The 24,185-nt window shown below is 67.6% G+C and carries 23 protein-coding genes; 13 read left to right on the top strand and 10 right to left on the bottom strand.

The features are described 5' to 3' along the window. Window positions 1-89: 89 nt before the first annotated feature. The gene (locus AC5RWX_RS15685; RefSeq protein ID WP_493944285.1) at window positions 90-680 is read left to right on the top strand and encodes a DivIVA domain-containing protein; all 591 of its coding nucleotides are present in this window, start codon (window positions 90-92) and stop codon (window positions 678-680) included. Between the two features lie 53 nt (window positions 681-733). Here AC5RWX_RS15685 and AC5RWX_RS15680 read toward each other — a convergent pair whose 3' ends face one another. The 4 genes from AC5RWX_RS15680 to AC5RWX_RS15665 are packed head-to-tail and all read right to left on the bottom strand — an operon-like array spanning window position 734 to window position 4,817. Then, a complete protein-coding gene (locus AC5RWX_RS15680) occupies window positions 734-2,248 on the bottom strand; it encodes a sodium/solute symporter (RefSeq protein WP_493939693.1) in 1,515 nt (504 codons plus the stop codon). Then, window positions 2,245-2,829, bottom strand: coding sequence for a hypothetical protein (locus tag AC5RWX_RS15675; protein WP_493939694.1), 585 nt, complete (start codon window positions 2,827-2,829; stop codon window positions 2,245-2,247). Before AC5RWX_RS15675 ends, AC5RWX_RS15680 begins: the two co-directional genes overlap by 4 nt. Beyond that, window positions 2,826-3,548, bottom strand: a complete 723-nt coding sequence (locus tag AC5RWX_RS15670; protein WP_493939695.1) for a LytR/AlgR family response regulator transcription factor — start codon at window positions 3,546-3,548, stop codon at window positions 2,826-2,828. Before AC5RWX_RS15670 ends, AC5RWX_RS15675 begins: the two co-directional genes overlap by 4 nt. Window positions 3,549-3,602: 54 nt before the next feature. After that, window positions 3,603-4,817 carry a sensor histidine kinase gene (locus AC5RWX_RS15665; protein WP_493939696.1) on the bottom strand — a complete coding sequence of 405 codons (1,215 nt, stop codon included), beginning with the start codon at window positions 4,815-4,817 and terminating at the stop codon, window positions 3,603-3,605. A gap of 177 nt (window positions 4,818-4,994) precedes the next feature. On the opposite strand from AC5RWX_RS15665, the gene AC5RWX_RS15660 reads away from it, so the two are divergent. Together AC5RWX_RS15660 and AC5RWX_RS15655 are read left to right on the top strand one after the other, a co-directional pair. Then, window positions 4,995-5,360 carry a DUF485 domain-containing protein gene (locus tag AC5RWX_RS15660; RefSeq protein WP_493939697.1) on the top strand — a complete coding sequence of 122 codons (366 nt, stop codon included), beginning with the start codon at window positions 4,995-4,997 and terminating at the stop codon, window positions 5,358-5,360. Continuing rightward, window positions 5,357-6,982 (top strand): monocarboxylic acid transporter, encoded by a 1,626-nt coding sequence (locus AC5RWX_RS15655; RefSeq protein WP_493939698.1) that lies wholly within the window; start codon window positions 5,357-5,359, stop codon window positions 6,980-6,982. Before AC5RWX_RS15660 ends, AC5RWX_RS15655 begins: the two co-directional genes overlap by 4 nt. A 94-nt stretch (window positions 6,983-7,076) precedes the next feature. Here the strand turns inward: AC5RWX_RS15655 and ald are convergent, their stop codons facing one another. Together ald and AC5RWX_RS15645 are read right to left on the bottom strand one after the other, a co-directional pair. Next, window positions 7,077-8,162 (bottom strand): alanine dehydrogenase, encoded by a 1,086-nt coding sequence (gene ald, locus AC5RWX_RS15650; RefSeq protein ID WP_493939699.1) that lies wholly within the window; start codon window positions 8,160-8,162, stop codon window positions 7,077-7,079. Between the two features lie 95 nt (window positions 8,163-8,257). Then, the gene (locus AC5RWX_RS15645) at window positions 8,258-8,734 is read right to left on the bottom strand and encodes an Lrp/AsnC family transcriptional regulator (RefSeq protein ID WP_493939700.1); all 477 of its coding nucleotides are present in this window, start codon (window positions 8,732-8,734) and stop codon (window positions 8,258-8,260) included. A gap of 182 nt (window positions 8,735-8,916) precedes the next feature. Here AC5RWX_RS15645 and pdhA point away from each other — a divergent pair, with 182 nt between their 5' ends. The 3 genes from pdhA to AC5RWX_RS15630 are packed head-to-tail and all read left to right on the top strand — an operon-like array spanning window position 8,917 to window position 12,480. Next, complete coding sequence (pdhA, locus tag AC5RWX_RS15640) at window positions 8,917-10,050, top strand: pyruvate dehydrogenase (acetyl-transferring) E1 component subunit alpha (RefSeq protein ID WP_493939701.1); 1,134 nt, start codon at window positions 8,917-8,919, stop codon at window positions 10,048-10,050. Further along, the gene (locus AC5RWX_RS15635; RefSeq protein WP_493939702.1) at window positions 10,047-11,054 is read left to right on the top strand and encodes an alpha-ketoacid dehydrogenase subunit beta; all 1,008 of its coding nucleotides are present in this window, start codon (window positions 10,047-10,049) and stop codon (window positions 11,052-11,054) included. Before pdhA ends, AC5RWX_RS15635 begins: the two co-directional genes overlap by 4 nt. 4 nt (window positions 11,055-11,058) lie before the next feature. Next, on the top strand, window positions 11,059-12,480 hold the full coding sequence (locus AC5RWX_RS15630; protein WP_494097604.1) for a dihydrolipoamide acetyltransferase family protein: 1,422 nt from the start codon (window positions 11,059-11,061) through the stop codon (window positions 12,478-12,480). A 106-nt stretch (window positions 12,481-12,586) separates the two neighbouring features. On the opposite strand, the gene AC5RWX_RS15625 is transcribed toward AC5RWX_RS15630, so the two are convergent. Together AC5RWX_RS15625 and AC5RWX_RS15620 are read right to left on the bottom strand one after the other, a co-directional pair. Then, complete coding sequence (locus tag AC5RWX_RS15625) at window positions 12,587-13,054, bottom strand: GNAT family N-acetyltransferase (RefSeq protein ID WP_493939704.1); 468 nt, start codon at window positions 13,052-13,054, stop codon at window positions 12,587-12,589. Between the two features lie 35 nt (window positions 13,055-13,089). Then, window positions 13,090-13,710, bottom strand: a complete 621-nt coding sequence (locus tag AC5RWX_RS15620) for an SACE_7040 family transcriptional regulator (RefSeq protein ID WP_493939705.1) — start codon at window positions 13,708-13,710, stop codon at window positions 13,090-13,092. Window positions 13,711-13,883: 173 nt separating this feature from the next. Between AC5RWX_RS15620 and AC5RWX_RS15615 the strand changes: the two genes are divergently transcribed. The 7 genes from AC5RWX_RS15615 to AC5RWX_RS15585 all read left to right on the top strand — a co-directional run bounded on the left by AC5RWX_RS15615 (window position 13,884) and on the right by AC5RWX_RS15585 (window position 21,726). Beyond that, window positions 13,884-15,488: a carboxyl transferase domain-containing protein gene (locus AC5RWX_RS15615; protein WP_493939706.1), complete on the top strand. Its 1,605-nt coding sequence runs from the start codon at window positions 13,884-13,886 to the stop codon at window positions 15,486-15,488. Continuing rightward, entirely contained in the window at window positions 15,485-17,554 is a 2,070-nt protein-coding gene (locus tag AC5RWX_RS15610) for an acetyl/propionyl/methylcrotonyl-CoA carboxylase subunit alpha (protein ID WP_494097603.1), read from the top strand. Before AC5RWX_RS15615 ends, AC5RWX_RS15610 begins: the two co-directional genes overlap by 4 nt. Window positions 17,555-17,556: 2 nt before the next feature. Continuing rightward, entirely contained in the window at window positions 17,557-18,720 is a 1,164-nt protein-coding gene (locus AC5RWX_RS15605; protein WP_494097602.1) for an acyl-CoA dehydrogenase family protein, read from the top strand. Between the two features lie 158 nt (window positions 18,721-18,878). Further along, window positions 18,879-19,658 (top strand): CoA transferase subunit A, encoded by a 780-nt coding sequence (locus AC5RWX_RS15600; RefSeq protein ID WP_493939709.1) that lies wholly within the window; start codon window positions 18,879-18,881, stop codon window positions 19,656-19,658. A gap of 12 nt (window positions 19,659-19,670) precedes the next feature. Beyond that, window positions 19,671-20,324, top strand: coding sequence for a CoA transferase subunit B (locus AC5RWX_RS15595; protein WP_493939710.1), 654 nt, complete (start codon window positions 19,671-19,673; stop codon window positions 20,322-20,324). Further along, on the top strand, window positions 20,321-20,914 hold the full coding sequence (locus AC5RWX_RS15590; protein WP_493939711.1) for a MaoC family dehydratase: 594 nt from the start codon (window positions 20,321-20,323) through the stop codon (window positions 20,912-20,914). Before AC5RWX_RS15595 ends, AC5RWX_RS15590 begins: the two co-directional genes overlap by 4 nt. 11 nt (window positions 20,915-20,925) lie before the next feature. After that, the gene (locus tag AC5RWX_RS15585; RefSeq protein WP_493939801.1) at window positions 20,926-21,726 is read left to right on the top strand and encodes an HpcH/HpaI aldolase/citrate lyase family protein; all 801 of its coding nucleotides are present in this window, start codon (window positions 20,926-20,928) and stop codon (window positions 21,724-21,726) included. Here AC5RWX_RS15585 and AC5RWX_RS15580 read toward each other — a convergent pair. Both AC5RWX_RS15580 and AC5RWX_RS15575 read right to left on the bottom strand, forming a co-directional pair. After that, a complete protein-coding gene (locus tag AC5RWX_RS15580) occupies window positions 21,723-22,568 on the bottom strand; it encodes a response regulator (protein WP_493939712.1) in 846 nt (281 codons plus the stop codon). The genes AC5RWX_RS15585 and AC5RWX_RS15580 overlap by 4 nt on opposite strands. Then, the gene (locus AC5RWX_RS15575) at window positions 22,565-24,160 is read right to left on the bottom strand and encodes an ATP-binding protein (RefSeq protein ID WP_493939713.1); all 1,596 of its coding nucleotides are present in this window, start codon (window positions 24,158-24,160) and stop codon (window positions 22,565-22,567) included. The genes AC5RWX_RS15580 and AC5RWX_RS15575 overlap by 4 nt, the downstream gene beginning before the upstream one ends. Window positions 24,161-24,185: the final 25 nt, after the last annotated feature.

Raw genomic sequence — 24,185 nt, 5'->3', positions numbered from 1 at the left:
GCATGCCCCCGAACCCGCAGTCTTCCGGCATAGACTGGGCACCGTACACAAGCGGAACGTTTTGAAGGAACAGGAATTCACAGGACACCATGGCGCGACGAACCATTGAAGCCGGCAAGGGCAGTGCCCCGTTCGACCATGTGGACCGACGGGACTTCGGCTACAACGCACGCCAGGTGGACGACTTCCTCGGTCGGGCCCGGGAGTATTACAACAACCCTGAGCCCGACGACGTTCCGATCACCAGCCGCGATGTGCGGGCCATGACGTTTGATCCGGCCAAGGGCGGTTATGATCCGCGTGCCGTGGATGCCGCGCTCGACCGGCTTGAGGACGTTTTCGCCCAGCGGGAACGCGACGCGCTGATCAGGCGGGAGGGCGAGCAAGCCTGGCTGACGCAGATCGGCCGCGTCTCCGCCATGCTGCGCGCCCGGCTGCACCGGGCACCCGGCGAACGCTTCCGCCGCCCCACAAAGCGGAACGCGGTCAGCTATAACGTTGAGGATGTTGACGCGCTCTGCGTGGAACTTTTGGGCTATTTTGAGCACGACCAGCCGATGAGCGTGGACGTGGTCCGTCGGGCGGTGTTCCGCGAAGCCAAGGGCAAAGACGGTTACGAGGAAAACCAGGTGGATGCCTTCCTGGACCGCGTGGTCGAGCTGATGGCGTCAATCGACTAACCACATCCGCGGGTCGGGGCACCCGGCAACCCGGGTTAATCTGTTGGGCCGGGTCAATCTGCTGGGCCCGCCTTGCCGGGACGGCCGGCCGGATCCCGGTCGTCTGCACGTTCGGGGGTGTGCAGCCGTGCCATTACTCGGGCGACAGTGGCCGGCCTGCGCGAAGCGGTCGCCAGCGAGACGGCCACGGTGACCAGGAAAGCAGTCGGAACCGTCCATGCTGCCGGCTGGCCCAGCGGCTCGGCCCAGGCGCCCAAGGCCGGCCCGGCCACGGCCGACGCCAGCAGCGATCCGCCGCAGAGAACGGCTCCGGACACCATGCCCGCAATAGCCCCGGCGTCGGTCAACCCGCGCCACCAGATGCCCAGCAGCAGCAGCGGGCAGATCGTCGACGCGGTGAAGGCAAACACCGTGCCCACGCTGCCGGCCAAGGCCAGCGATTCGGTTCCCATGGCTATGCCCAGCGGTACGATGGCCGACAACACCGCGGCTAGCCGGAAACCCTTGACGCTGCCGCGGAACAGGTCCTGGCTGACCACGCCGGCCAGCGACACCACCAGCCCGGAGGTGGTGGAGAGGAACGCGGCGAACGCGCCCGCCACCACGCAGGCGCTCAAGAGGTCGCCGGCCAACCCGTCCACGATCCGCCCCGGCAGCAGCAGCACGGTGGCATCGGACTGGCTGCCGCCCGCTAGCCGCGGCGTGTGCAGCCGGCCGAGTACGCCGTAGATGGTGGGGAAGAGATAGAACAGCGCCAGCAGGCCCAGCACCAGCTGCGTGGTGCGGCGGGCCGCGGCGCCGTCGGGGTTGGTATAGAAGCGCACCAACACATGGGGCAGGCCCAGGGTGCCGAAGAGCAGCGCGATGATCAGCGAAATATTCCGGTAGAGCGATGCATCACCGGAGACATCCAGCGCCGGGTCGAAGGCCGCGCCGCCGCCGGTGGCCGACTGGCCCGAGCCGGTGAGCACCAGCAGGATGAAGACCACCGGGACGGCCAGCGCCGTGAGTTTGAGCCAGTACTGGAAGGCCTGCACAAAGGTGATGGAGCGCATGCCGCCCGTCACCACCGACAGCACCACCACGACCACGACGATGACGGCGCCGGCCCAGCCCGGCAGGCCGGTGGCAATGCGCATGGTGAGGGCGGCCCCGTGCAGTTGCGGCACGATGTAGAGCCAGCCGACCGCCACCACCAGGAGGCTGGTCACCCGCCGGGCCGCCCTGGAATCCAGCCGGGCCGCGGCGAAATCCGGGATCGTGTAGGCGCCGGAGCGGCGAAGCGGGGCGGCCACGAACAGCAGCAGCATCAGGTAGCCGGCGGTATAGCCGACCGGGAACCACAACGCGTCGATTCCCGAAATCAGGATCAGCCCGGCCACGCCCAGGTAGCTGGCCGCGGAAATGTACTCACCGCCGATGGCTGATGCATTCCACCAGGGCTTGACCGTCCGCGAAGCGACATAAAAGTCACCGGTAGTGCGGGAAATCCGCAGTCCGTAGATGCCGATCAGCACGGTGGCGGCACACACCGCCGCCACTGCCGCCAGACCGGCGGCCGTGTTCACTGCTTGGTCCCCGGCTCGGTCCAGTCTGCCGTCAACTCGCGGAATTTGCGCTCGTTGCGGGCAGCGGCGCGGTTGTACAGCGCGGCGCAGGCCAGAATCACCGGGTAAATCCCGATGCCCAGCAGCAGCCAGGGGAGCGGGATGGTGGCAATTGTCAGGGTGGCGGTGACGGGCACCAGCGCGATCAGTACGGCTACGCCCAGCAGGATCAGGCCGAAGCCGGCAGCTACGACGACGGCCAGGCGCAGTTGGGAACGGACCAAGGACCGGACGAAGAGCTCGCCGATTTCGGACTGCTCGGCCAGTTCATGCGAGAAGGTGTAGCCGCCCGGCGGCTGCGGCGCGGCCGAACGTGGTGCCATAACCCGGACCCGCTTTCGGAAGCTGCCGGACGCGAGTGCCGCGTCGCCATCGGGCAGGGGGGCACCGCCGTCGGGCAAGGGGGTGGCGCCAGCGGGCAGCGGGGCACCGCCGTCGGGCAAGGGGGTGGCGCCGTCGGGCAGCGGGGCACTCCCATCGGGCAGGGGGGCACCGCCGTTGGGGAGCAAGGCTCCGTCCCCTCGGTCTGGGCCACGGCTCATCCTCGGGGCCTGACCCGGGTGGCTTCCAACTTGTCCCGGACAGCGGGGAGGTGCCGGCGGCTGACCGGCAGCTCGGCGCCGCCGACCAGAATGCTGGCCCTGCCGGCGCTCATCCGCATCTGCTGGATCTGGTCCATGGCCACCAGATAGGAACGATGGATCCGGATGTAGCCCGCGTCGGCCCATTGGCGTTCCAAGTCATTCAACGGCACGCGGATCAAGTAGCTCGCCTCGGCCGTGTGCAGCCGGGCGTAGTCGCCCTGGGCCTGCACGTATTTAATCTCGTCGCGCCGGATCATCTTGGTGATGCCGCCCTGGTCCACCGTGATGACCTCAGGCTTGGCCGCACCGGCGTCTTCCATCAGTTCGCAGATCCGGCGCACCGATTCTGCCAGCCGGTCCGCACGCACCGGCTTGAGCAGATAGTCCACGGCGGCCAGTTCGAAGGCCTGCAGCGCCTTGTCCTCGTCGGCCGTCACGAACACGACGGCGGGCGGCCGGCTGAAGCGGGAAATGACCTTGGCGATGTCCAGCCCGGTCAGCGCCGGCATGTGGATGTCCAGAAAGAGCGCGTCGACGTCGTGGCGCTCCAGGGCACGGAGCGCTTCGGCCCCGCTGGAGGCTTTGTGGATTTCCCCGATCCGGGAATCCTGCCGCAGCAAGTATGCCAGCGCCTCGACGGCGGGGGCTTCGTCATCGGCGACAACCACATTGACCATGGGCCACAGTCTATTAGCCTGCAGCGGCCCCATGCGGCTCCGCCCCGGGCAGGCCTATTCCACGCGGTTGCCGGGCTGGAACTTCGGCACCCGCAGGGTGACCAGCGTTCCGGCGCCCGGGGCCGTGTCGATGACCAGACCGTGCTCTTCGCCGTAGACCTGCCGCAGCCTCACATCCACATTGCGCAGGCCCACGTGGTCGCCTTCGGTGTGGCCGGCCAGCACGGCGCGCAGCCGCTCCGGGTCCATGCCCACGCCGTCGTCTTCTATGGTCACCTCGGCATAGGCGCCCGCGTCCTGGGCGGTGATGGTGATCAGGCCGGGGCCTTCCTTGGCTTCCAGTCCGTGCCGCACAGCGTTCTCAACCAACGGCTGCAGGGAGAGGAACGGAATGACCGTGCTGAGGACCTCCGGGCCGATCTGCAGACTGACCTTGAGCCGGTCGCCGAACCGGGCACGCTCCAGCAGCAGGTAGCGGTCAATCGACTTCAGCTCTTCGGCCAGCGTGGTGAAATCGCCGTGCCGGCGGAAGGAGTAGCGGGTGAAATCGGCGAACTCGATCACCAGGTCCCGTGCCCGGGCAGGATCGGTGAGGATGTAGGACGCGATGGCGTTCAGCGCGTTGTAGATGAAGTGCGGGCTGATCTGGGCCCGGAGCGCCCTGACCTCGGCTTCCATCAACAAGGTGCGCGAAGTATCCAGCTCGGCCAGCTCGATCTGCGTGGCCACCCAGGCCGCGACTTCAGTCGTGGCCCGCACCAGAGAAGCGGCCACGTGTCCGGTATACGCTCCGACGGTGCCCACCACGCGCTCCTCGACCCGGATCGGGGCGAAAACCGCTTCGGGCAGCCCGTGCCGTAGGCCGCTATCCGGCGGGACGCGGCCGTCCGGCAGCAACTGGTTGCCGCGGAAAACCTGGGTGCGGCCGGATTTCATCGTCTTGCCGGCCAGGCGCAGGGCCGATTCCGGAGGCTGTCCGGCCCCGTCCCAGCCCAGCACATCGTCCGGGCCGGTCAATACCAGTACATCGGATCCCAACAACCCGCGCAGATGCTTGCTGGCCTTGGCCGCGCCGGCCGGTGTCAGCCCGGCGCGCAGGTACTGCCCGGCGAGTCCGGCGGTGTGCAGCGTGGTGTAGGTTGCGCGATCGGCCTCGGAGCCCAGATCCCGGTAGGACCGGGTCAGCTTGAAACCCACCAGCGCAATCACCGCCACGGCCACTACGGCGATGGCGGCGATGATCGCGATGTCCACGGCCGGGCTGAGCATGCTGACAAGCCTAGCGGCAGGCCGGTTCTGCGGCGTGCAGCTCGGCGCAGAGGAGCGCCGTTCACCGCACCTGCCGAACCGTTCAGCGATGCACCCCGCACGGCTGCTGGCCTGCGGAACCGCGAGCTAGCAGAGTGAGCGCAGTCACACCTTGCTGTGCCCGATGAGGAGGAAAAGATGGGTAACGACCCCAACCCGGACGCCGGCACTGCCGCCGTGGACTTCCGGGTGGTCCAGAGCAGTCCGGAGTTCACCGAACTTCGCAAGCGCCACCGTTCGTTTGTGTTCCCCATGGCAGTGGCCTTCCTGCTGTGGTATTTCGCCTATGTGCTGCTGGCCGACTATGCGCACGACTTCATGTCCACCAAGCTCTGGGGCAACATCAACATCGGCTTGGTGCTGGGCCTGCTGCAGTTCGTGAGCACGTTCGCCATCACCACCTGGTACGTCCGCTACGCAAACAAGAAGCTGGACCCGATCGCCACTGACATCCGCCACAGCCTCGAACACGAGGGTGTCGGCCTACCGGAGGACACCCAATGAGCCACGCCGTGCACATTCCGCTGGCCGTCACGGCGGACGACATCAAGGATTCCACCTGGATCAACATTCTGATCTTCGCGCTGTTTGTCGGCGTGACGCTGGTGGTGGTGCTGCGCGCCAGCCGGAACAACAAGACCGCGGCCGACTACTACGCCGCGGGCCGGTCCTTCAGCGGCGGGCAGAACGGTACGGCCATTGCCGGCGACTACCTCTCGGCCGCGTCCTTCCTGGGCATCTGCGGTGCGATCGCCATCAACGGCTACGACGGCTTCCTCTACTCGATCGGCTTCCTGGTGGCCTGGCTGGTGGCCCTGCTGCTGGTGGCCGAACTGCTGCGCAACACCGGCAAGTTCACCATGGCCGACGTCCTTTCCTTCCGGCTGCGGCAGCGCCCGGTGCGGATCGCCGCCGCCATCACCACGCTGGCCGTGTGCTTCTTCTACCTGCTGGCGCAGATGGCCGGAGCGGGTGCACTGGTCTCCCTGCTGATCGGCATTGACTCACGGCTGGGGCAGTCGCTGGTGATCACCGTCGTCGGCGCCCTGATGATCCTCTATGTGCTGGTCGGCGGCATGAAGGGCACCACCTGGGTGCAGATCATCAAGGCCTGCCTGCTGATCGCCGGTGCGTTCATCATGACCGTGTGGGTGCTGGCGCTGCACGGCTTCAACCTCTCCGAACTGCTGGGCGCCGCGGTGGACACCGCCGGCAACCCGGAGTTGCTCAACCCGGGCCTGCAGTACGGCGTCTCGGAGGCCTCCAAGCTGGACTTCATCTCGCTGGCGCTGGCCCTGGTGCTGGGCACCGCGGCCCTGCCGCACGTGCTGATGCGCTTTTACACCGTGCCCACCGCTCGGGAAGCCCGCAAGTCCGTGGTCTGGGCCATCTGGCTGATCGGCGCGTTCTACCTGTTCACCCTGGTGCTGGGCTACGGGGCCGCTGCGCTGATCGGTCCGGAAGCTATCAAGAGCGCTCCGGGCGGCGTCAACTCCGCCGCGCCGCTGCTGGCCTTCGCGCTGGGCGGTCCGGTGCTGCTGGGTCTGATCTCGGCCGTTGCTTTCGCCACCATCCTGGCCGTGGTCGCCGGCCTGACCATCACCGCAGCTGCCTCCTTCGCGCACGATATCTACGCGAACGTGGTGCGCAAGGGCCAGGTCGACTCGGCCGGCGAGGTCAAGGTGGCCCGCCGCACCGTGGTGGTCATCGGCGTCGTCTCCATCCTCGGCGGTATCGGTGCGCAGGGCCAGAACGTGGCCTTCCTGGTGGCGCTGGCCTTCGCGGTGGCTGCCTCGGCCAACCTGCCCACCATCGTCTACTCGCTGTTCTGGAAGCGCTTCACCACCCAGGGCGCGGTGTGGAGCATGTACGGCGGCCTCGGCGCAGCCATCGTGCTGATCACGTTCTCCCCGGTGGTCTCCGGACGCGAGACGTCGATGATCCCCAGCGCGGACTTCGCGTTCTTCGGCCTGAACAACCCGGGCATCGTCTCCATCCCGCTCGCGTTTTTCCTGGGCTGGCTGGGCACGGTGCTGGACAAGAACCGCGAGAATGCGGCCAAGCAGGCGGAGATGGAGGTCCGTTCGCTCACCGGCGTCGGTGCCGAGAAGGCGGTGGACCACTAAAACAACGACGGCGGCGCGCACCGGCCTCGGTGCCTCGCCCCAAGCCACGCGGGCCCGGCCGGTGACGGTCGGGCCCGCGTGGCTTTGTGCGGGATCAGCCCGCGTGCGCCAGCCGCACCGGTTCCGAAACGATTTTGCCTTCGCGGGTGCTGAGGCCGGGGAGCAGCTCCGGCCGGATCCGGGCTGCGGAGTCGAAGCCTTCGTCGGCGATCAGTTTGGCGTAGGGGAGCGTGGCGTTGGTCAAGGCATAGGTGGAGGTGCGCGGCACGGCGCCGGGCATGTTGGCCACGCAGTAGAAGACCGTGTCATGGACCTTAAATGTGGGCTCGGCGTGCGTGGTGGGCCTGGAGTCTTCGAAGCAGCCGCCCTGGTCGATGGCAATGTCCACCAGTACCGCCCCCGGCCGCATCTGGCTGACCATCTCGTTGGTCACCAGCTTCGGTGCTTTGGCGCCGGGGATCAGCACCGCTCCGATTACCAGGTCCGCGGCCAGCACGGCCTCCCGCAGCTCAAAGGCGTTGCTGGCCAGCGTCACTACCCGGCCCTGGTACTGGTCGTCGAGCTGCTGCAGCCGGCGGACATTGGTGTCCAGCACGGTGACGTTGGCCCGCATGCCCACCGCCACGGACACTGCATTGGCTCCAGCCACGCCGGCGCCGATCACCACGACGTCGGCATGCTGGGTGCCGGGGACACCGCCCATCAGCACGCCGCGGCCGCCCAGCGGCTGCATCAGCGAGTACGCGCCTACCTGGGTGGCGAGCCTGCCGGCGACTTCGGACATCGGCGCCAGCAACGGCAGCGATCGGTCGGGCAGCTGGACGGTTTCATAAGCGATCGCGGTGGTACCGCGGGAGCACAGCTCCGCGGTCAGTGCGGCATCGGCAGCCAGATGCAGATAGGTGAACAGCGTCAGGTCGCTGCGGAGCCGGTGGTATTCCTCCGCCACCGGTTCCTTCACCTTCAGCACCAGCTCCGCTTCCTCCCAGACGGCGTCGGCCGAATCGATGATGGTGGCGCCAGCCGAGGCGTAGTCCTCGTCGGTAATGGAGGAGCCTCGGCCCGCCCCTGCCTCCACCAGCACCTGGTGGCCGGCGATGCTCAGCTCCTGGACTCCGGGCGGTGTGATCGCCACCCGGAATTCATTGTTCTTGACCTCGCGTGGCACTCCAATGCGCATGGGCGCCGTCCCTTCTGTTCGGGTCCCCGGCCGGTGCGGTGGGCCTCAAGGACACCGCCGGCGGTAGGGGCTTGCTCGATGGACCGAGCTTACAGCTAGCCGGCCGGCCGGACTCCGCGGGCCAGCAGTGGCTCGATCCGAAACGGGATCAGTTCGTGCATGGCCAGCGATGTGTCGGTGCGCTCAACGCCGTCGATGGCCAGGATGGTGCCGTTGATCCGGAACAGGTCCTCGGCGCCCTCCGAGACCACGCGGGCCAGGATGTCCGCCTGCCCGGTCACGCCGTAGGCCTCCAGTACCTCCGGAATGCGGGCCAGGTCATCGGTGATCTGCTGCAGTTTCGGCTGGTGCACATGGATGTGGATAAAGGCGGCCAACGGGTAGCCCAGCGCGGCCGGATTAATTCGCCGGTCGAAGGAGAGGAACACCTCCTCCTGCTCCAGACGGGACAGGCGTGCCTGCACCGTGTTGCGGGAGAGGCCGAGCTTCTGCGCCAGCGCCACCACGGTCCGCCGGGGATCCTGCGCCAGGGCACCGAGCAGCCGCAGATCGGTGCCATCCAGATTCCGCATAGTGCGCAGGTTAGCACGCCTGATCCGGGGCGGGCAGGGCACAATGCTTAATCCTGCCGATGATCATTGCGCTACTTGGCGGATGTGAGTAGTGTCACAAACACCCGCGGGCAAAGGTGCCGGCGGGGCTGTCCGGTGCCGGGGGATCCACAAGATCGCCAGGCCCTGAAGAGGCAAAGGGAGTGTCGCAAGTGTCCTTACCAGGCACGGACCCGACCGGTCCGCTCAACGATGAAAGCTATATCCAACTGCTCGCGCCGGACGGAACGCGGACAGCCAGCAAGGAGCTCGACCCTTGGCTGGAGGATATCGACGGCGACCGGCTCGCCGGTCTGTACCAGGACATGGTGGTGGTCCGCCGGCTGGACCAGGAAGCCACTGCCCTGCAGCGGCAGGGAGAGCTGGCCTTGTGGCCGCCGCTGCTGGGACAGGAGGCCGCCCAGATCGGTTCCGGCCGAGCCTTGCGCAAGGATGACTTCGTCTTCTCCAGTTACCGGGAGAACGGCGTGGCCTACTGCCGCGGCGTGGACCTGACGGACATGATCCGGGTGTGGCGCGGCAACAGGCCATCCGGCTGGGATCCGTATGAGATCAACATGGCCGCCCCACAGGTCATCATCGGGGCGCAGACACTGCATGCCACCGGCTATGCCATGGCAGCCAAATTCGACGGCGACGACGCCGTGGCCGTCACCTACTTCGGCGACGGCGCCACCAGCCAAGGCGACGTGAACGAGGCCATGGTCTTCGCGGCGAGCTTCCAGGCCCCGGTCATCTTCTTCTGCCAGAACAACCAGTGGGCGATCTCCGAACCGGTCAGTCTGCAGGCTCAGGGCAAACTGTCCGACCGCGCGCCGGGATTCGGCATTCCGAGTTACCGGGTGGACGGCAACGACGTGCTTGCCTGTCTGGCCGTGACCCGCAAGGCGCTCGACCACGCACGCATTGGCGGCGGACCGTCCTTCATCGAGGCGGTCACCTACCGCATGGGGCCGCATACGACGGCGGACGACCCCACGCGCTACCGTGATGCCAACGAGCTCGAGGACTGGAAGAGCCGTGATCCGATCGACCGGCTGGCCGCCCTGCTGAGCGCCGAAGGGCTGCTCGACGAAGGGCTGCGGCAACGGGTCCAGAACGCCGCCGACGAGGCCGCCGCCGAGATGCGCGCCGGCTGCATCAACATGGCCGAACCTGGCGACCTTGAACTTTTCGACAACGTTTATGCCGCGCCGCACCCGGTGCTGGCCCGCCAGCGTCAGCATTATGAGCGCTATCTTGATTCATTCGAAGCTGCCGAAGGGGGCCACCGATGACCACCATGACGTTCGGGCGGGCCATCAACACCGGGCTGCGCAAGGCCATGGAGAACGACCCCAAAGTGGTGATCCTCGGCGAGGACATCGGCGCCCTTGGCGGGGTCTTCCGCATCACGGACGAACTGCAGAAGGACTTCGGGGCGCACCGGGTGATCGACACTCCGCTGGCCGAATCAGCCATCCTGGGCACCGCCGTCGGAATGGCCTACCGCGGCTACCGGCCGGTCTGCGAAATCCAGTTCGACGGGTTCATCTACCCGGCGTTCGACCAGATCGTCAGCCAGGTGGCCAAACTGCACTACCGAACCCGCGGTCGGGTCAAGATGCCGTTGACCATCAGGGTGCCCTTCGGCGGCGGCATCGGCGCGGCCGAACACCACTCCGAATCGCCGGAAGCGTATTTCACCCACACCTCCGGACTGCGTGTGGTGGCGGTATCGAATCCACAGGACGCCTGCACCATGATCCAGCAGGCCATCGCCAGCGATGATCCGGTGCTTTATTTCGAGCCGAAGCGTCGGTACCACACCAAGGGCGAGGTGGACGAGATCGCGTTGGAGGACGCACTGCCGATGGACAGGGCACGGGTGGAGGTGCCCGGAACCGACGTGACGCTGGTGACCTACGGCGCGCTGGTCCAGATCGCCCGCGAGGCCGCACAGGCCGCCGAAGATGACGGCGTATCGGTGGAAGTCATTGACCTGCGCTCGCTGTCGCCGCTGGACTTTCCCACCGTGGAGGCCTCCGTGCGGAAAACGGGCCGCCTGGTGGTGACGCACGAGGCGTCCAGGACCGGCGGGCTCGGCGCGGAAATCGCGGCCAGCCTGACCGAACGCTGCTTCTACTACCTGGAACACGCGCCGGTGCGGGTCACCGGGATGGACATTCCGTACCCGCCGGCCAAGATGGAGCGGCATCATCAGCCGGACCTGGACCGCATCCTTGACGGCGTGGACCGGGTGCTCGGCCGGCCCAACTCGCTGACCGGACTGGAGGACTGAACCCGTGGGGATCAAGGTATTCAAACTGCCGGATTTGGGCGAAGGGCTCACCGAGTCGGAGATCGTCAGTTGGCGTGTGGCCGAAGGCGATGCGGTGAAACTGAACCAGATCCTCGGCGAGGTCGAAACCGCCAAGGCGGTGGTGGAGTTGCCCTCGCCGTTCACCGGCGTGGTTCGGACGCTGCACGAAGGTCCGGGGACCACGGTCAGCGTCGGTGAACCGATCGTTTCCATTGAAGTGGAAGACCAAGGACAACCCGACGACGGCGGGAAGGCGCCGGGGGAGCCGGCGTCTCAGCGCCAGCCGAACCTGGTGGGCTACGGCGCTGCCGCCGAAAGGAACGGTCGACCGGCCCGACGCCCGCGCCGAACGGCTGTCGCAGCGGGCCCCACCTTGGCGCCGTCCGCTGCCGTCGGGACCGAACCGCAGGGAGCCGCCGCCGCGGCACAAGCGGGAACTGCGCGGATGTCCGCTGCCAGCGGGATCCAGGGCTTACTGACTGCGGCGCCGGCTGCGGAGCGGCCTCGCTCCACCCCACCGGTGCGGAAGCTGGCCAAGGATCTAGGCGTCGATCTGGCGAAGGTCGTGGGAACCGGCGAACGAGGGCTGATTACCCGGGACGATGTGCAGAATTTCCACGCCGTCGGCCGAGGGGCCCCGGCGCAGGCGCCGGCGGAGGCGTCGGCCCCCGCAGCAGCCGGCGGCTGGCTGGCCGGCGCGGCCGAGGTAGAGACGCGCATCCCGATTAAGGGAGTGCGCAAGCTGACGGCCGCGGCCATGGTGGCCAGTGCGTTCACCGCACCCCAGGCATCGGCGTTTCTGACCGTCGATGCCACGGCCAGCATGGAACTGATCCAACGGCTCAAAGGGCACAAGGCGTTCGCCGGGCTGAAGCTCACGCCGCTGACCATCGCGGCCAAGGCGGTGTGCCTGGCGTTGGCGCGCCATCCGGAACTGAATGCCCGCTGGGATGAGGCAGCCGGTGAGATCGTGCAGCAGAACTACGTGAACCTGGGCATCGCCGCGGCCACCCCGCGCGGGCTGACAGTGCCTAACATCAAGGGCGCGCACCGGCTGGATCTGCGCCGGCTGGCGGAGGCGCTGGGGGAGTTGGCCGAGACCGCCCGGGCCGGCAAAACCGCCCCGTCCGACCTGCGCGGCGGGACCATCTCGATTACCAACATCGGCGTCTTTGGCATCGATGCTGGCACGCCCATCCTCAACCCGGGGGAGTCCGCCATTCTGGCCGTCGGCGCCGTGCGCCGGCAACCGTGGGAGTACCGGGGTGAGGTGGCGCTGCGCGAGGTGGTGACGCTGAGCCTGTCCTTCGACCACCGGGTAGTGGACGGTGAGCAGGCAGGGCGCTTCCTTGCCGACGTCGGCGCCCTCCTGTCGGATCCCGGGATGGCACTGACCATGGTGTGAGGCACTCGGAACGAGGTGATGCACCGGCTTGCAGCAGGCACGACCCGGCTTGCAGCAGGCACGACGCCGGCTTGCAGCAGGTATGCCGCTTCAAGCCGGCGTGCCATCAGGCCAGTTCGAGGATCTCCTCGGTGACCACGGCGCCGCGCGCATTGGCGAATCCCTGGGCTTCGCCGACGGTGCGGAATCCCAGCTTGTGCAGCACCTTGACCGAGCCCAGGTTGTCCTTGACCACCCGGGCGCGGATGGGACGCTCGGTGAATTCCTTCAAAAACGCCTCGACGGCCGCGGTGGTGACGCCCTTGCCCCACTGCGACTTGGCCGTCCAGTAGCTGAGTTCCGGGTACCCTTCGTTCGGATAGGCCAGCACGCTTCCCACCACTTCGCCGTCGACAGTGACGGTGCGAACGGTGATGGTCTCGTCGTCGAGCAGGCTTTGCCAGTGCAGGTTGAAGACGCCGCGGTCAGAGGGGTTCTTGGCCGCGAAGGCGGCCATATGGTTGGCGTCGGGATCCTGCTGGTACTCGAAAAACTCGTCGAGGTCGGCAGGTTCTACAGGACGAAGCTCAATCACAGTAGACCTTTCGGCTAGTTGGTATCTGATACACCCTACTCGGCTTTCAATGCCGCCCATGCCATTTGTTCCAGCAGATTGCGGCGCCAGGCTTCCCGCAGCGGCCTGCTCCGATGGGTCGAATGCGGGGTCGAGTTGATCAGCCCGAAAGCGGCGTGGGCGCGGACCCTTAGCTGTGCCGCATCCGCCTCGGGCAGCAGCCGTGCCAGCACCGAAACCCACACTTCCACGTAGGTGCGCTGCAGCGTCCGCACGATGGCCGAATCCTCGGCGGGCAGGCTGTCCAGGTCTCTGTCGTGGACGCGGATCACGTCGGGATTTTTCAAGGCAAAGTCCACATGGAAGGCGACCAGCCCGCGGAGGGCTTCCTCGGCGTCGTGCCGGCTGGCCGCCACTTCCTGGCCGCCGTCCAGCAGGTCCTGGCTGACGCCCGTGAGCAGGGCGGCCAGGACGGCATGCTTGCTGTTGAAATGCCGGTAGACGGCAGGGCCGCTGACGCCCACCGCCGAGCCCAGGTCCTCGATGGAGACCCCGTTGAAGCCGCGCTCGGCAAAGAGGCGGGCGGCGGCATCCAGCAGCGCGGCCCGGCGGGTCGCCTTGGCCCGGCTGCGCCCGGTCTGCCGTATCTCGGCGTCGGCATGCGGTGCTATCGGCATGGGTGGGCTCCCTCGAGCAAATGCTGGATGAGTGCTGGACAAGACTGTCAGCGGCTATTAGCCTGATTTCAGTTAGTACAGACTAACCAAAATGCGTCTTGCAGGCCAGTTGTTTCTGCCGCGGTCGGCGGCGGGCTGCGGGGTGCGCAACGGCTTCGGCCAGGAAGGTGTCGATGGAGACACTGGCTTCCCGGGTGGACACTACCAGCGAAAGCTTCCGGACCAACGACGCGGAGCAGCGCAAGCTGGCGGCGGAACTACACGACCGCTTGGCCTCGGCTGCGCTGGGCGGGCCGGAGAGTGCGCGCGCGCGTCACCTTGCCCGCGGCAAGCTGCTGCCGCGGGAGAGGGTGGACACCCTGCTGGATGACGGCAGCCCGTTTTTGGAGATCGCCCCGCTGGCCGCAGAAGGCATGTACGACGGCGATTCGCCCGGCGCCGGGATGATCGCCGGCATCGGCCTGGTCCATGGCCGCCACGTGCTGGTGGTCTGCAACGATGCGACCGTCAAGGGCGGCACCTACTATCCGATGACGGTTAAGAAACATCTGCGCGCCCAGGAAGTGGCGCTGGAGAACAACCTCCCCTGCATCTACTTGGTGGATTCCGGCGGTGCGTTCCTGCCCAAGCAGGACGACGTGTTCCCGGACCGCGAGCACTTCGGGCGCATTTTCTACAATCAAGCGCGGATGTCGGCAGCAAAGATCCCGCAGATTGCCGCGGTGCTGGGTTCCTGCACAGCCGGCGGTGCGTACGTGCCGGCGATGAGTGATGAGACAGTGATTGTCCGCAACCAAGGAACCATCTTCCTGGGCGGCCCGCCGCTGGTAAAGGCCGCCATCGGCGAAGTGGTCACAGCCGAGGAGCTGGGCGGCGGCCAACTGCATGCGCAGACGTCGGGAGTGACGGACCACCTGGCGGAGAACGATCTGCATGCGTTGCAGATCGTCCGCGACATTGTCTCTACGCTGCCGTCCCAGAGGCCGGCGTGGGAGACGGCGGCCGTCGAAGAACCGGCAGTCGAACCGCAGGAGATCTACGGCGCCGTTCCGGTGGACGTCAATGCCAGCTACGACGTCCGCGAGGTCATCGCCCGGCTGGTGGACGGCAGCCGCTTCCATGAGTTCAAACGGGAGTACGGCACCACCCTGGTCACCGGTTTCGCCCGCCTTCACGGGCACCAGGTGGGGATCGTGGCGAACAACGGCGTGCTCTTTTCCGAATCCGCGCTCAAGGGCGCGCATTTCATCGAACTGTGCGACCAGCGCGGCATCCCGCTGGTGTTCCTGCAGAACCTCTCCGGCTTCATGGTCGGCCGCGACTACGAGGCCGGCGGCATCGCCAAGCACGGCGCCAAGATGGTCACCGCCGTCGCCACGGCCCGCGTGCCGAAGCTGACCGTGGTGATCGGCGGATCCTTCGGGGCCGGCAACTATTCCATGTGCGGACGCGCCTACTCGCCGCGCTTCCTCTGGATGTGGCCGGCCGCGCGGATCTCGGTGATGGGCGGCAACCAGGCCTCCTCGGTCCTGGCCACCGTCAAGCGCGACCAGATGGAGGCCCGCGGGGAGCAATGGAGCGCCGAAGCCGAGGAAGCGTTCAAAGCCCCCATCCGGGAACAATACGAAGTCCAGGGGAACCCGTACTATTCCACCGCCCGGCTCTGGGACGACGGCATTATCGACCCGGCGCAGACCCGCACGGTGCTGGGCCTCGCCCTCGATGTTTGCGCCAACAGTCCGCTGCCGGAATCCGCTTTCGGCCTGTTCAGGATGTGAGAGACGTGTTCGAGACCGTCCTGGTAGCCAATCGCGGCGAAATTGCCTGCCGCGTGATCCGTACGCTGCGCAGCATGGGCATCCGTTCCGCTGCCGTCTATTCAGATGCCGACGCCGGTTCCCGGCACGTGCGCGAGGCGGACATTGCGGTGCGGATCGGGCCCGCGCCGGCTGCGGAGAGCTATCTGCGCATCGACGCAGTCATCGAGGCGTGCAAGGCCACCGGTGCCGAGGCGGTGCACCCCGGGTATGGCTTCCTCAGCGAGAACGTGAACTTCGCGCAGGCGCTGGAGTCGGCGGGCATTGTCTTCATCGGGCCGAACGTCGGGGCGATCGGGATCATGGGGGACAAGATCCGCTCCAAAAACCATGTGGCGTCGCACGGGGTTCCGGTGGTCCCCGGGATCGATGAGCCCGGGCTCGACGACGACCGCCTGGTCCTGGCCGCCGAGAAGGTCGGTTACCCGCTGCTGATCAAGCCGTCGGCCGGCGGCGGCGGCAAGGGCATGGTGGCCGTGCAGCGGCCCGACGAACTCTCCGCCGCGCTCGCCGCCGCGCGGCGCGTGGCCGCCTCAGCCTTCGGCGACGACACGTTGTTCCTGGAGCGGCTGATCGCCCGGCCCCGGCACATTGAAGTGCAGGTGCTCTGTGACCAATACGGCAACGCCATCCACTTGGGCGAACGCGAGTGCTCGCTGCAGCGCCGGCACCAGAAAGTCATCGAGGAGGCGCCGTCGTCGTTGTTGGACGAAGCCACCCGCGCCAGGATCGGCGAAGCCGCCTGCGAGGCCGCCCGATCGGTGGACTATACCGGGGCCGGAACCGTAGAGTTCCTGGTCTCCGACGACACACCGGGCGAGTTCTTCTTCATGGAGATGAACACCCGGCTACAGGTGGAACATCCGGTCACCGAAATGGTGACCGGGCTGGACCTGGTCGAATGGCAGGTGCGGATCGCGGCCGGCGAGGTGCTCACGCTGGCGCAATCCGACGTCGTGCTGGCGGGACACGCGGTGGAAGCCCGCGTCTATGCCGAAGACCCCGCCCAGCAGTTCCTGCCCTCAGCCGGCACGGTGCTGGACCTTGCCGAAGCGGCTGGCGAGGGCATCCGGGTGGACAGTTCGCTGCTGCCCGGCCTGGCCATCCCCTCCGACTACGACCCGTTGCTGTCCAAGGTGGTCGCGTGGGGAGTGGACCGGCAGCAGGCCCTGGCGCGGCTGGACGGCGCACTGGCCGATACCAGCGTGCTGGGCGTCCACACGAACATTGAACACCTTCGCAGCCTGCTGGCCGACGACGATGTGCACGCCGGCCGGCTCGACACCACGCTGATCGACCGGAAGATCATGCACCAGCAGTTCCGGCGGCCCGACGACGCGGAACTGGCCGTGGCCGCGGTGTACTGGCTGCTCCGTGAACAGCAGACGCGGAGCCAGACCGCGGCGGCGGGACGTGCCGGGTCCGCCTGGCGGAGCAACGGCTGGCGGTTGAGCGGGCCGCGCCCGCGCACCGTCAGCTTCGACTTGGGCGGCGGCGAGCACCGGGAGGTGGCCGTGGCCTGGGCCGGGGAAGCGGCAGCGGACCCGCCCGGCGGTGCGGTGGTCAGCACAGGCGGCGGCAGCTACGCCGTCGTGCCTTCCCCAGACGGGCAGGCCGTTGAAATCGACGGGGTCCGCCGGCCGCTGCGCCACGCCTTCGGCGAGGACGGCGTGGTGTGGCTGGGCGATGCAGGCTGGTCGGCCCGGTTGGCCGTCCGCAGCCGGGAGAGCCGGCTGGCGGACGCGTTGGCTGAGGTCCAGCGGGCCGAAGGGCAGGTGTCGCCCGAGGTGCGCTCGCCGATGCCGGGCACGGTGACCTCGGTGGCGGTGGTTAGCGGCGAACAGGTCTCGGCCGGCCAGCCGCTGCTCACGGTGGAAGCGATGAAGATGGAACACCAGCTGAGCGCCGGGATCGCCGGCGAAGTCAGCATCAGCCTGAAACCTGGCGATCTGGTCAAGGCAGACCAGATTGTCGCCGTCGTGCGGGCAGCAGATCCTGTCCCAGAACATGAGCAGAAAGGGGCATGACCATGCCTGATTTTTCCCTCAGCGAGGACCATCAGGACCTGGTGGAGACGGTCCGCGACTTCGCCCGCGAGGTGGTCGCACCGGTCTCCGCCAAGCACGACGAGGAGCACAGCTTCCCGTACAAGGTGGTGGAACAGATGGGCGAGATGGGTCTGTTCGGGCTCCCGTTCCCGGAGGAATACGGCGGGATGGGCGGCGACTATTTCGCGCTCGCGCTGGCGCTGGAGCAACTCGGAGCGGTGGACCAGTCGGTGGCGATCACCCTGGAGGCAGGGGTCTCACTGGGCGCGATGCCGATCTACCGCTTCGGCACCGAGGAACAAAAACAGCAGTGGCTGCCGATGCTGGCCAGCGGCGAAGCGCTCGCCGGCTTCGGGCTGACCGAACCCGAAGCCGGCTCGGACGCCGGCGGCACGAAGACACGGGCCGAGCTGGTCGACGGGCAATGGGTGCTCAACGGGCACAAGGAATTCATCACCAACTCCGGCACCGAAATCTCCAAGCTGGTCACCGTCACCGCCGTCACCGGCACCTCCGAGCGCGCAGACGGCTCGGTCAAGAAGGAAATCTCCACCATCCTGGTTCCCACCGACACCCCGGGTTTCACCGCCGAGAAGGCGTACAACAAGGTGGGCTGGAACGCCTCGGACACGCATCCGCTCACCCTGGACCACGTGCGCGTTCCGGAGGGGAACCTGCTGGGAGCGCGAGGCCGCGGTTACGCCAATTTCCTGCAAATCCTGGACGAGGGCCGGATCGCGATAGCGGCGCTGGCCACCGGGGCGGCGCAGGGCTGCGTGGATGAGGCAGTGCGCTATGCCAAGGAACGGCAGGCCTTCGGCACCAACATCGGCGCCTTCCAAGCCATCCAGTTCAAGATCGCCCGCATGCAGGCCCGCGCGCACACCGCCCGGTTGGCCTATTACGACGCGGCCGCCCGGATGCTGGCCGGTAAACACTTCAAAACCCAGTCCGCGATTGCCAAGATGGTGGCAGGCGAAGCCGCCATGGACAACGCCCGCGATGCCACCCAGATTTTCGGCGGCTTCGGATTCATCAACGAGTTCCGGGTGGCGCGCCACTACCGTGATTCGAAGATCCTGGAGGTCGGCGAGGGGACCACCGAAGTGCAGTTGATGCTGATCGCACGCGAGCTGGGCCTGTAAACCGGTGATCGACCAGGGGCCTAACCGGTGATCGACCGAGGGCCGCCAGGCCCGCCGGTGATCGACCAGGGGCCGTCACCACCCCCCGGTGATCGACCAAGGGCCGCCAGACCCGCGTGGAGATCAGGGGCCGTTTGCACAAGACCGAGGAGGACTCAGTGATCAACAAGGTAGTAGCAACCGCCGCGGAGGCAGTGGCGGACATCCCCGACGGCGCCTCGCTGGCCGTGGGCGGCTTCGGCTTGTGCGGCATTCCGGTGGCGCTCATCCAGGCGCTGCACGACGCGGGCACCACGGACCTGGAAACCATCAGCAACAACTGCGGCGTGGACGACTGGGGGCTCGGCGTGTTGCTGGCGGACGGCCGGATTCGGCGCACCATCAGCTCCTACGTGGGCGAGAACAAGGAATTTGCCCGGCAGTTCCTGGCCGGCGAACTGGAAGTGGAGCTGACTCCGCAGGGCACGCTGGCGGAAAAGCTGCGGGCCGGCGGTGCCGGCATCCCCGCCTTCTACACCGCCGCCGGCGTCGGCACCCAGATCAGCGAGGGCGGCCTGCCGCGCAAGTACGACGCCGATGGGTCGGTGGCCATCGCCTCGGAACCGAAGGAGGTGCGCAGCTTCGGCGGCGCCGACTACGTGCTGGAGGAATCGTTGCGTCCGGATTTCGGGCTGGTCCACGCGGCCAAGGGCGATCGGCTGGGCAACCTGGTTTTCCATGCCACGGCAATGAACTTCAATCCGCTCTGCGCGATGGCCGGCAAGGTCACCATCGCCGAGGTGGAGGAGTTGGTGGAGCCCGGCGAACTGGACCCGCAGCAAATCCACACCCCGGGTATCTTCGTCCAGCGCGTGGTGCTGACGCCGGACGTGGAAAAGCGGATCGAAAAACGCACGGTGCAGCTGGCCGGCCAGGCCGCCGGCGCCAACGGGAAGTAGAAGGAGCACGCCATGGCACTGACACGCAACGAATTGGCCGCACGCGTGGCCCAGGAGTTGGAAAACGGGCAGTACGTCAACCTCGGCATCGGGATGCCCACGCTGATTCCAAACTACATTCCCGACGGCGTGGAAGTCATCCTGCATTCGGAAAACGGCATCCTGGGCGTCGGACCCTATCCGACCGAAGACAAGCTCGATCCTGACTTGATCAATGCGGGCAAAGAAACCGTGACGCTCAACCGCGGAGCGGCGATCTTCGACTCGGCAGCCTCTTTCGGCATGGTCCGCGGCGGGCACGTCGACGTCGCCGTCCTCGGCGCCATGCAGGTGGCGCAGAACGGGGACCTGGCCAACTGGATGATCCCGGGGAAGATGGTCAAGGGCATGGGCGGGGCGATGGACCTGGTCTTCGGCGCCAAACAGCTGATCGTCATGATGGAGCACGTGGACAAGAACGGGAACCCCAAAATCCTCATCGAATGCACGCTGCCGCTCACCGGCAAGGCGTGCGTCGACAAGATCATTACCGATCTTGCCGTCATCGACGTCACGGAGCAGGGCCTGGTACTCCGCGAGACGGCCCCGGGCGTGGACGTCCAGGACGTGGTGGCCGCCACCGGCGCCGAACTGAAGGTTGACCAGTTCCAGGCAGGTGCCCGGTGAACACCGACGCCGGGGCAGCGGCTACCCCCTCCGAAGCAACCGGCGCCCAGAAGGTGGTCATCCAGCGCGGACTGTACTTCGAGGAGATCGAGGCGGATGTCATCTACGCCCACCGCCCGGGCCGGACCGTGACGGAGGCGGACAACGTGCTCTTCACCACCGCCACCATGAACACCCAGGCCCTGCACCTGGACGCGGCCTGGGCGGCCGAGCAACCGTTCGGGCAGCGGCTGATGAACTCCATGTTCACCCTCGCCACGGTGGTGGGCCAGTCGGTCGGCCAGCTGACCCAGTCCACCATCGTGGCGCAGTTGGGCCTCACGGACGTGACCTTCCCGCACCCGCTCTACCACGGAGACACGCTGTATACGGAGACGGTGGTCACCGACAAGCGGCTTTCCAAGTCCCGGCCCGGCACCGGCGTGGTGACCATGCACCACACCGGCCGGAACCAGCACGGGGATGTGGTGGCCACCGTGACGCGCAGCTGCCTGATGTGGACGGCGGACGGCCACGCCGCCTCGATCGCGGGCTCGGAAACCAGCGACGCGGAATTGTGGGACGGCCGGCCCGAAGGCAGGCGCCGGTGACCGGCTTCGAGATGGGACCGGCCATCCTGTTCTGTCCGGCAGACCGGCCGGACCGCTACCTGAAGGCTGCCGAACGCGCCGACGCGGTGATCCTCGACCTGGAGGATGCGGTGGCGCCGGCGGAACGGGCGGCGGCCCGGGAAGCCATCATCAGCCAGCCGCTGGATCCGGCACGCACCATGGTGCGGGTCAACGCGGTCGGCACCGCGGACCACGCCCTGGACCTGGAGGCCGTCGGCCGGTCCGGCTACCGGAGCATCATGCTGGCCAAGGCCGAGGACGCCCCGGCGGTCGCGCGGCTGGGGGAGTATTCGGTGGTGGCGCTCTGCGAGACGGCGCTCGGCGTGATGCATGCTGCCGAGCTGGCCGGCTGCCCGAATGTCACGGCGCTGATGTGGGGCGCGGAGGACCTGGTCGCCTCGCTGGGCGGCAGCTCCAGCCGGTTCGCGTCCGGGACCTACCGGGACGTCGCCCGGCAGGCGCGCTCGCAGGTGCTGCTGGCGGCAGGGGCCCACGGCAAAGCGGCGATCGACTCGGTCTACATCGACATCCCGGACCTGGACGGGCTGGCGGCGGAAGCCGAGGATGCGGCAGCGTCGGGTTTTGCGGCCAAGGCGATCATCCATCCGAGCCAAGCTGAGGTGGTCAGGGGCGCCTACCGCCCCGGCCAGGCGGAGGCGGACTACGCGGCCGCCCTGCTGGCTGCCGCGGCCAACGAACCGGGGGCGTTCCGCTTCCGCGGCAAGATGATCGACGGGCCCCTGCTCAAACACGCGGAGCTGACCCTGCGGCGGGCCAACATTCGTTCCTAGCCGGTCAGCAGATAGAATTTCTCCGGCCGGCCGGCGGCGCCGTACCGCGGCGTGATCCGGGCCTGGCCGCGCGACACCAAGTACTCCAGATAGCGCCGCGCACTCACCCGTGCCAGTCCCAGACGTCCGGCGACTTCGGAAGCCGACGACGCAGCCCCGGTAGCGTGCAGGTCGGCGATGACAGCCTCAAGCGTGGGCAGGGACAGACCCTTGGGCAGTGGGACCGGCACTAGGGGGCCGGGGATAGTCGCAGCCGGGGCCCCGGCGCGGTGGCGGTGCCCGCCGGCAGCTCCCGGCCGTGTCTGGCCAGCGGCCGGGTCGGAGGAGTGGCCGGGCGTCCGACCTCCGCCGGCGCTGTGCGGCGACTCTCGGGCGGAGGCGCTGCCGGCGTCGCGCGCGGGGGCCAGCAGCCGGTCGATGCCGTCCTGGTCCAGTACGGCGGCCTGGCCGCTGCCGCTGATCTGCCGGCGGTGCTCCACGTAGGCATCCAGCCGGTCCATCAACACCCGGGCGGTGAACGGTTTGACCAAATAGTGCATCACGCCGCCCGCGATGGCCGCCCGCACCGTGTCCAGTTCGCGCGCGGCAGTGATGGCGATGACGTCGACCGGTTCGCCCGGCAGGTTGCGGACTGACCGCAGTACCTCGATGCCGCTCAGATCCGGCAAATGGATGTCCAGCAGCACCAGCTCGGGCCGTAGGGCCGCAATCATGGCCAGCGCGTCGGTCCCGGAATAGGCGGTGCCCACCGCGTCGAAGGCGCCGTGGGCCAGCAGGAAACCGGTGTGCACGCCGGCGACTTCCTTGTCGTCGTCGACAACGACGGTGCGGATCTGGTTCATGGGACCGCGATTCCTTGCGGGCGGGCGTTCGACGGGGTCGGCGAGAAGCTTACCGTGAACTCGGCGCCGCCGGAGGCCGACGGCGCAACCCGGGCCGTGCCGCCGCGGCGGGCAGCCACCCGGCTCACCAGGGCAAGGCCGAAGCCGCGGCTGCCCGGCAGCGCCGCTTCCTTGCTGGAGACGCCCGGTTCGAAGATGCGCCTCCGTTCCTCCGGCGGGATGCCGGGACCGTCGTCGGCGACCGTGATGGTGCACCCGTCGGCGCCCTCCGTGATGGACACGGCGATGGTTCCCCGCGGCCCCACGGCTTCCATCGCGTTGTCCACCAGGTTGCCCAGCACGGTGACCGCATCCGTTGTGCCGTCCGGCGCAAGCACGGATGCAGGATCAATCACCAACTGGATGCCCTTTTCGTCGCAAATGGTTGTCTTGGCCATCAGCAGGCTGGCGGCATCAGGATTGGTGATCCCCGGAGCCAATTCACCGGCCACCACGGAACCGCCGTGCCCGGACCGGGAGATGAAATCCACCGCTTGCTGCGTGCGTCCCAGCTCCAGCAGGCCGGAAATCACATGCATCTTGTTGGAGAATTCGTGCGCCTGCGCGCGCAGTGCCTGCGTGACGTCCCGCGCACCGTCAAGATCCTGCAGCAGCTGGTGCAGTTCGGTGCGGTCGCGCAGGATGAGCACACTGCCCACCCGGCGCGAGTCCACTGTGGCCGCGTTGGCCCGGGCCAGCAGCACGCGTTCGCCGGCGAGTACCGTTTCGTCGGCCCCGCCGTTGGCGGCCAGCATGGCAGCCAGCACTGGTTCCAGGATGGAGGTGGCCGGACGGCCCAGCGCGGCGTCGGAAACATCCAGCAGCCGTTTTGCCTCGTCGTTGAGCAGGGCGATGCGCCCGCGGTCGTCGACGGCCACCACGCCTTCGCCTATGCCGTGCAGCATGGCGTCGCGGGTTTCGAGCAGCGCGGCGATCTCTTCCGGCTCCAGCTGGTAAATCCGCCGCCAAACCAAACGCGAGATGTAGATGGCGCCCGCAGAGCCAACCAGGGCGGCGGCGATCAGCCACGCCAGCAGGACCGGCAGGTCGTCGTTCAGGTCGTCGCGCAGCGTGGACTCCAACGTTCCCACCGAGGCGGTGCCGATCACCGTGGCACCCGACCGGTCATAGATCGGCACCTTCACACGCCACGATTCGCCCAGCGTGCCGGTCTGCCGGCCAATGAAGGTCTCGCCGGACAGCGGGATCGACGGATCGGTGGAGACCATCTGCCCGATCAACGCCTGGTTCGGGTGCGAGTAGCGGATGCCGCGGTGATCCGTGACCACCACATACGTCACCCCGGTCGATTGCGCGATCAGCTCGGCGATCGGCTGGATGGTCTGGCTGGGGTTGGCGTCGTCGAAAGCCTCCACGATGGAGGGCAACTGCGCCACCGAGCGGGCCACGCCGACCATGCGCCCTTCGTAGGCATCCCGGATCTGCTGTTCCTGCATGGAAATGGCGACCGAACCTGCCACCAGCACGACGACGAGCAGGATGGACAGCTGCAGCACGAACAGCTGGGAGCGCAGGGACAAGGATCGGAACACCCCGCCATCTTCGCATGCTGTTACC

The organism is Arthrobacter sp. SPT-J7 (genome assembly GCF_059089965.1).
Note: the sequence above shows the minus strand (reverse complement) of the source record. Positions and strands in the feature narration are given on the sequence as shown.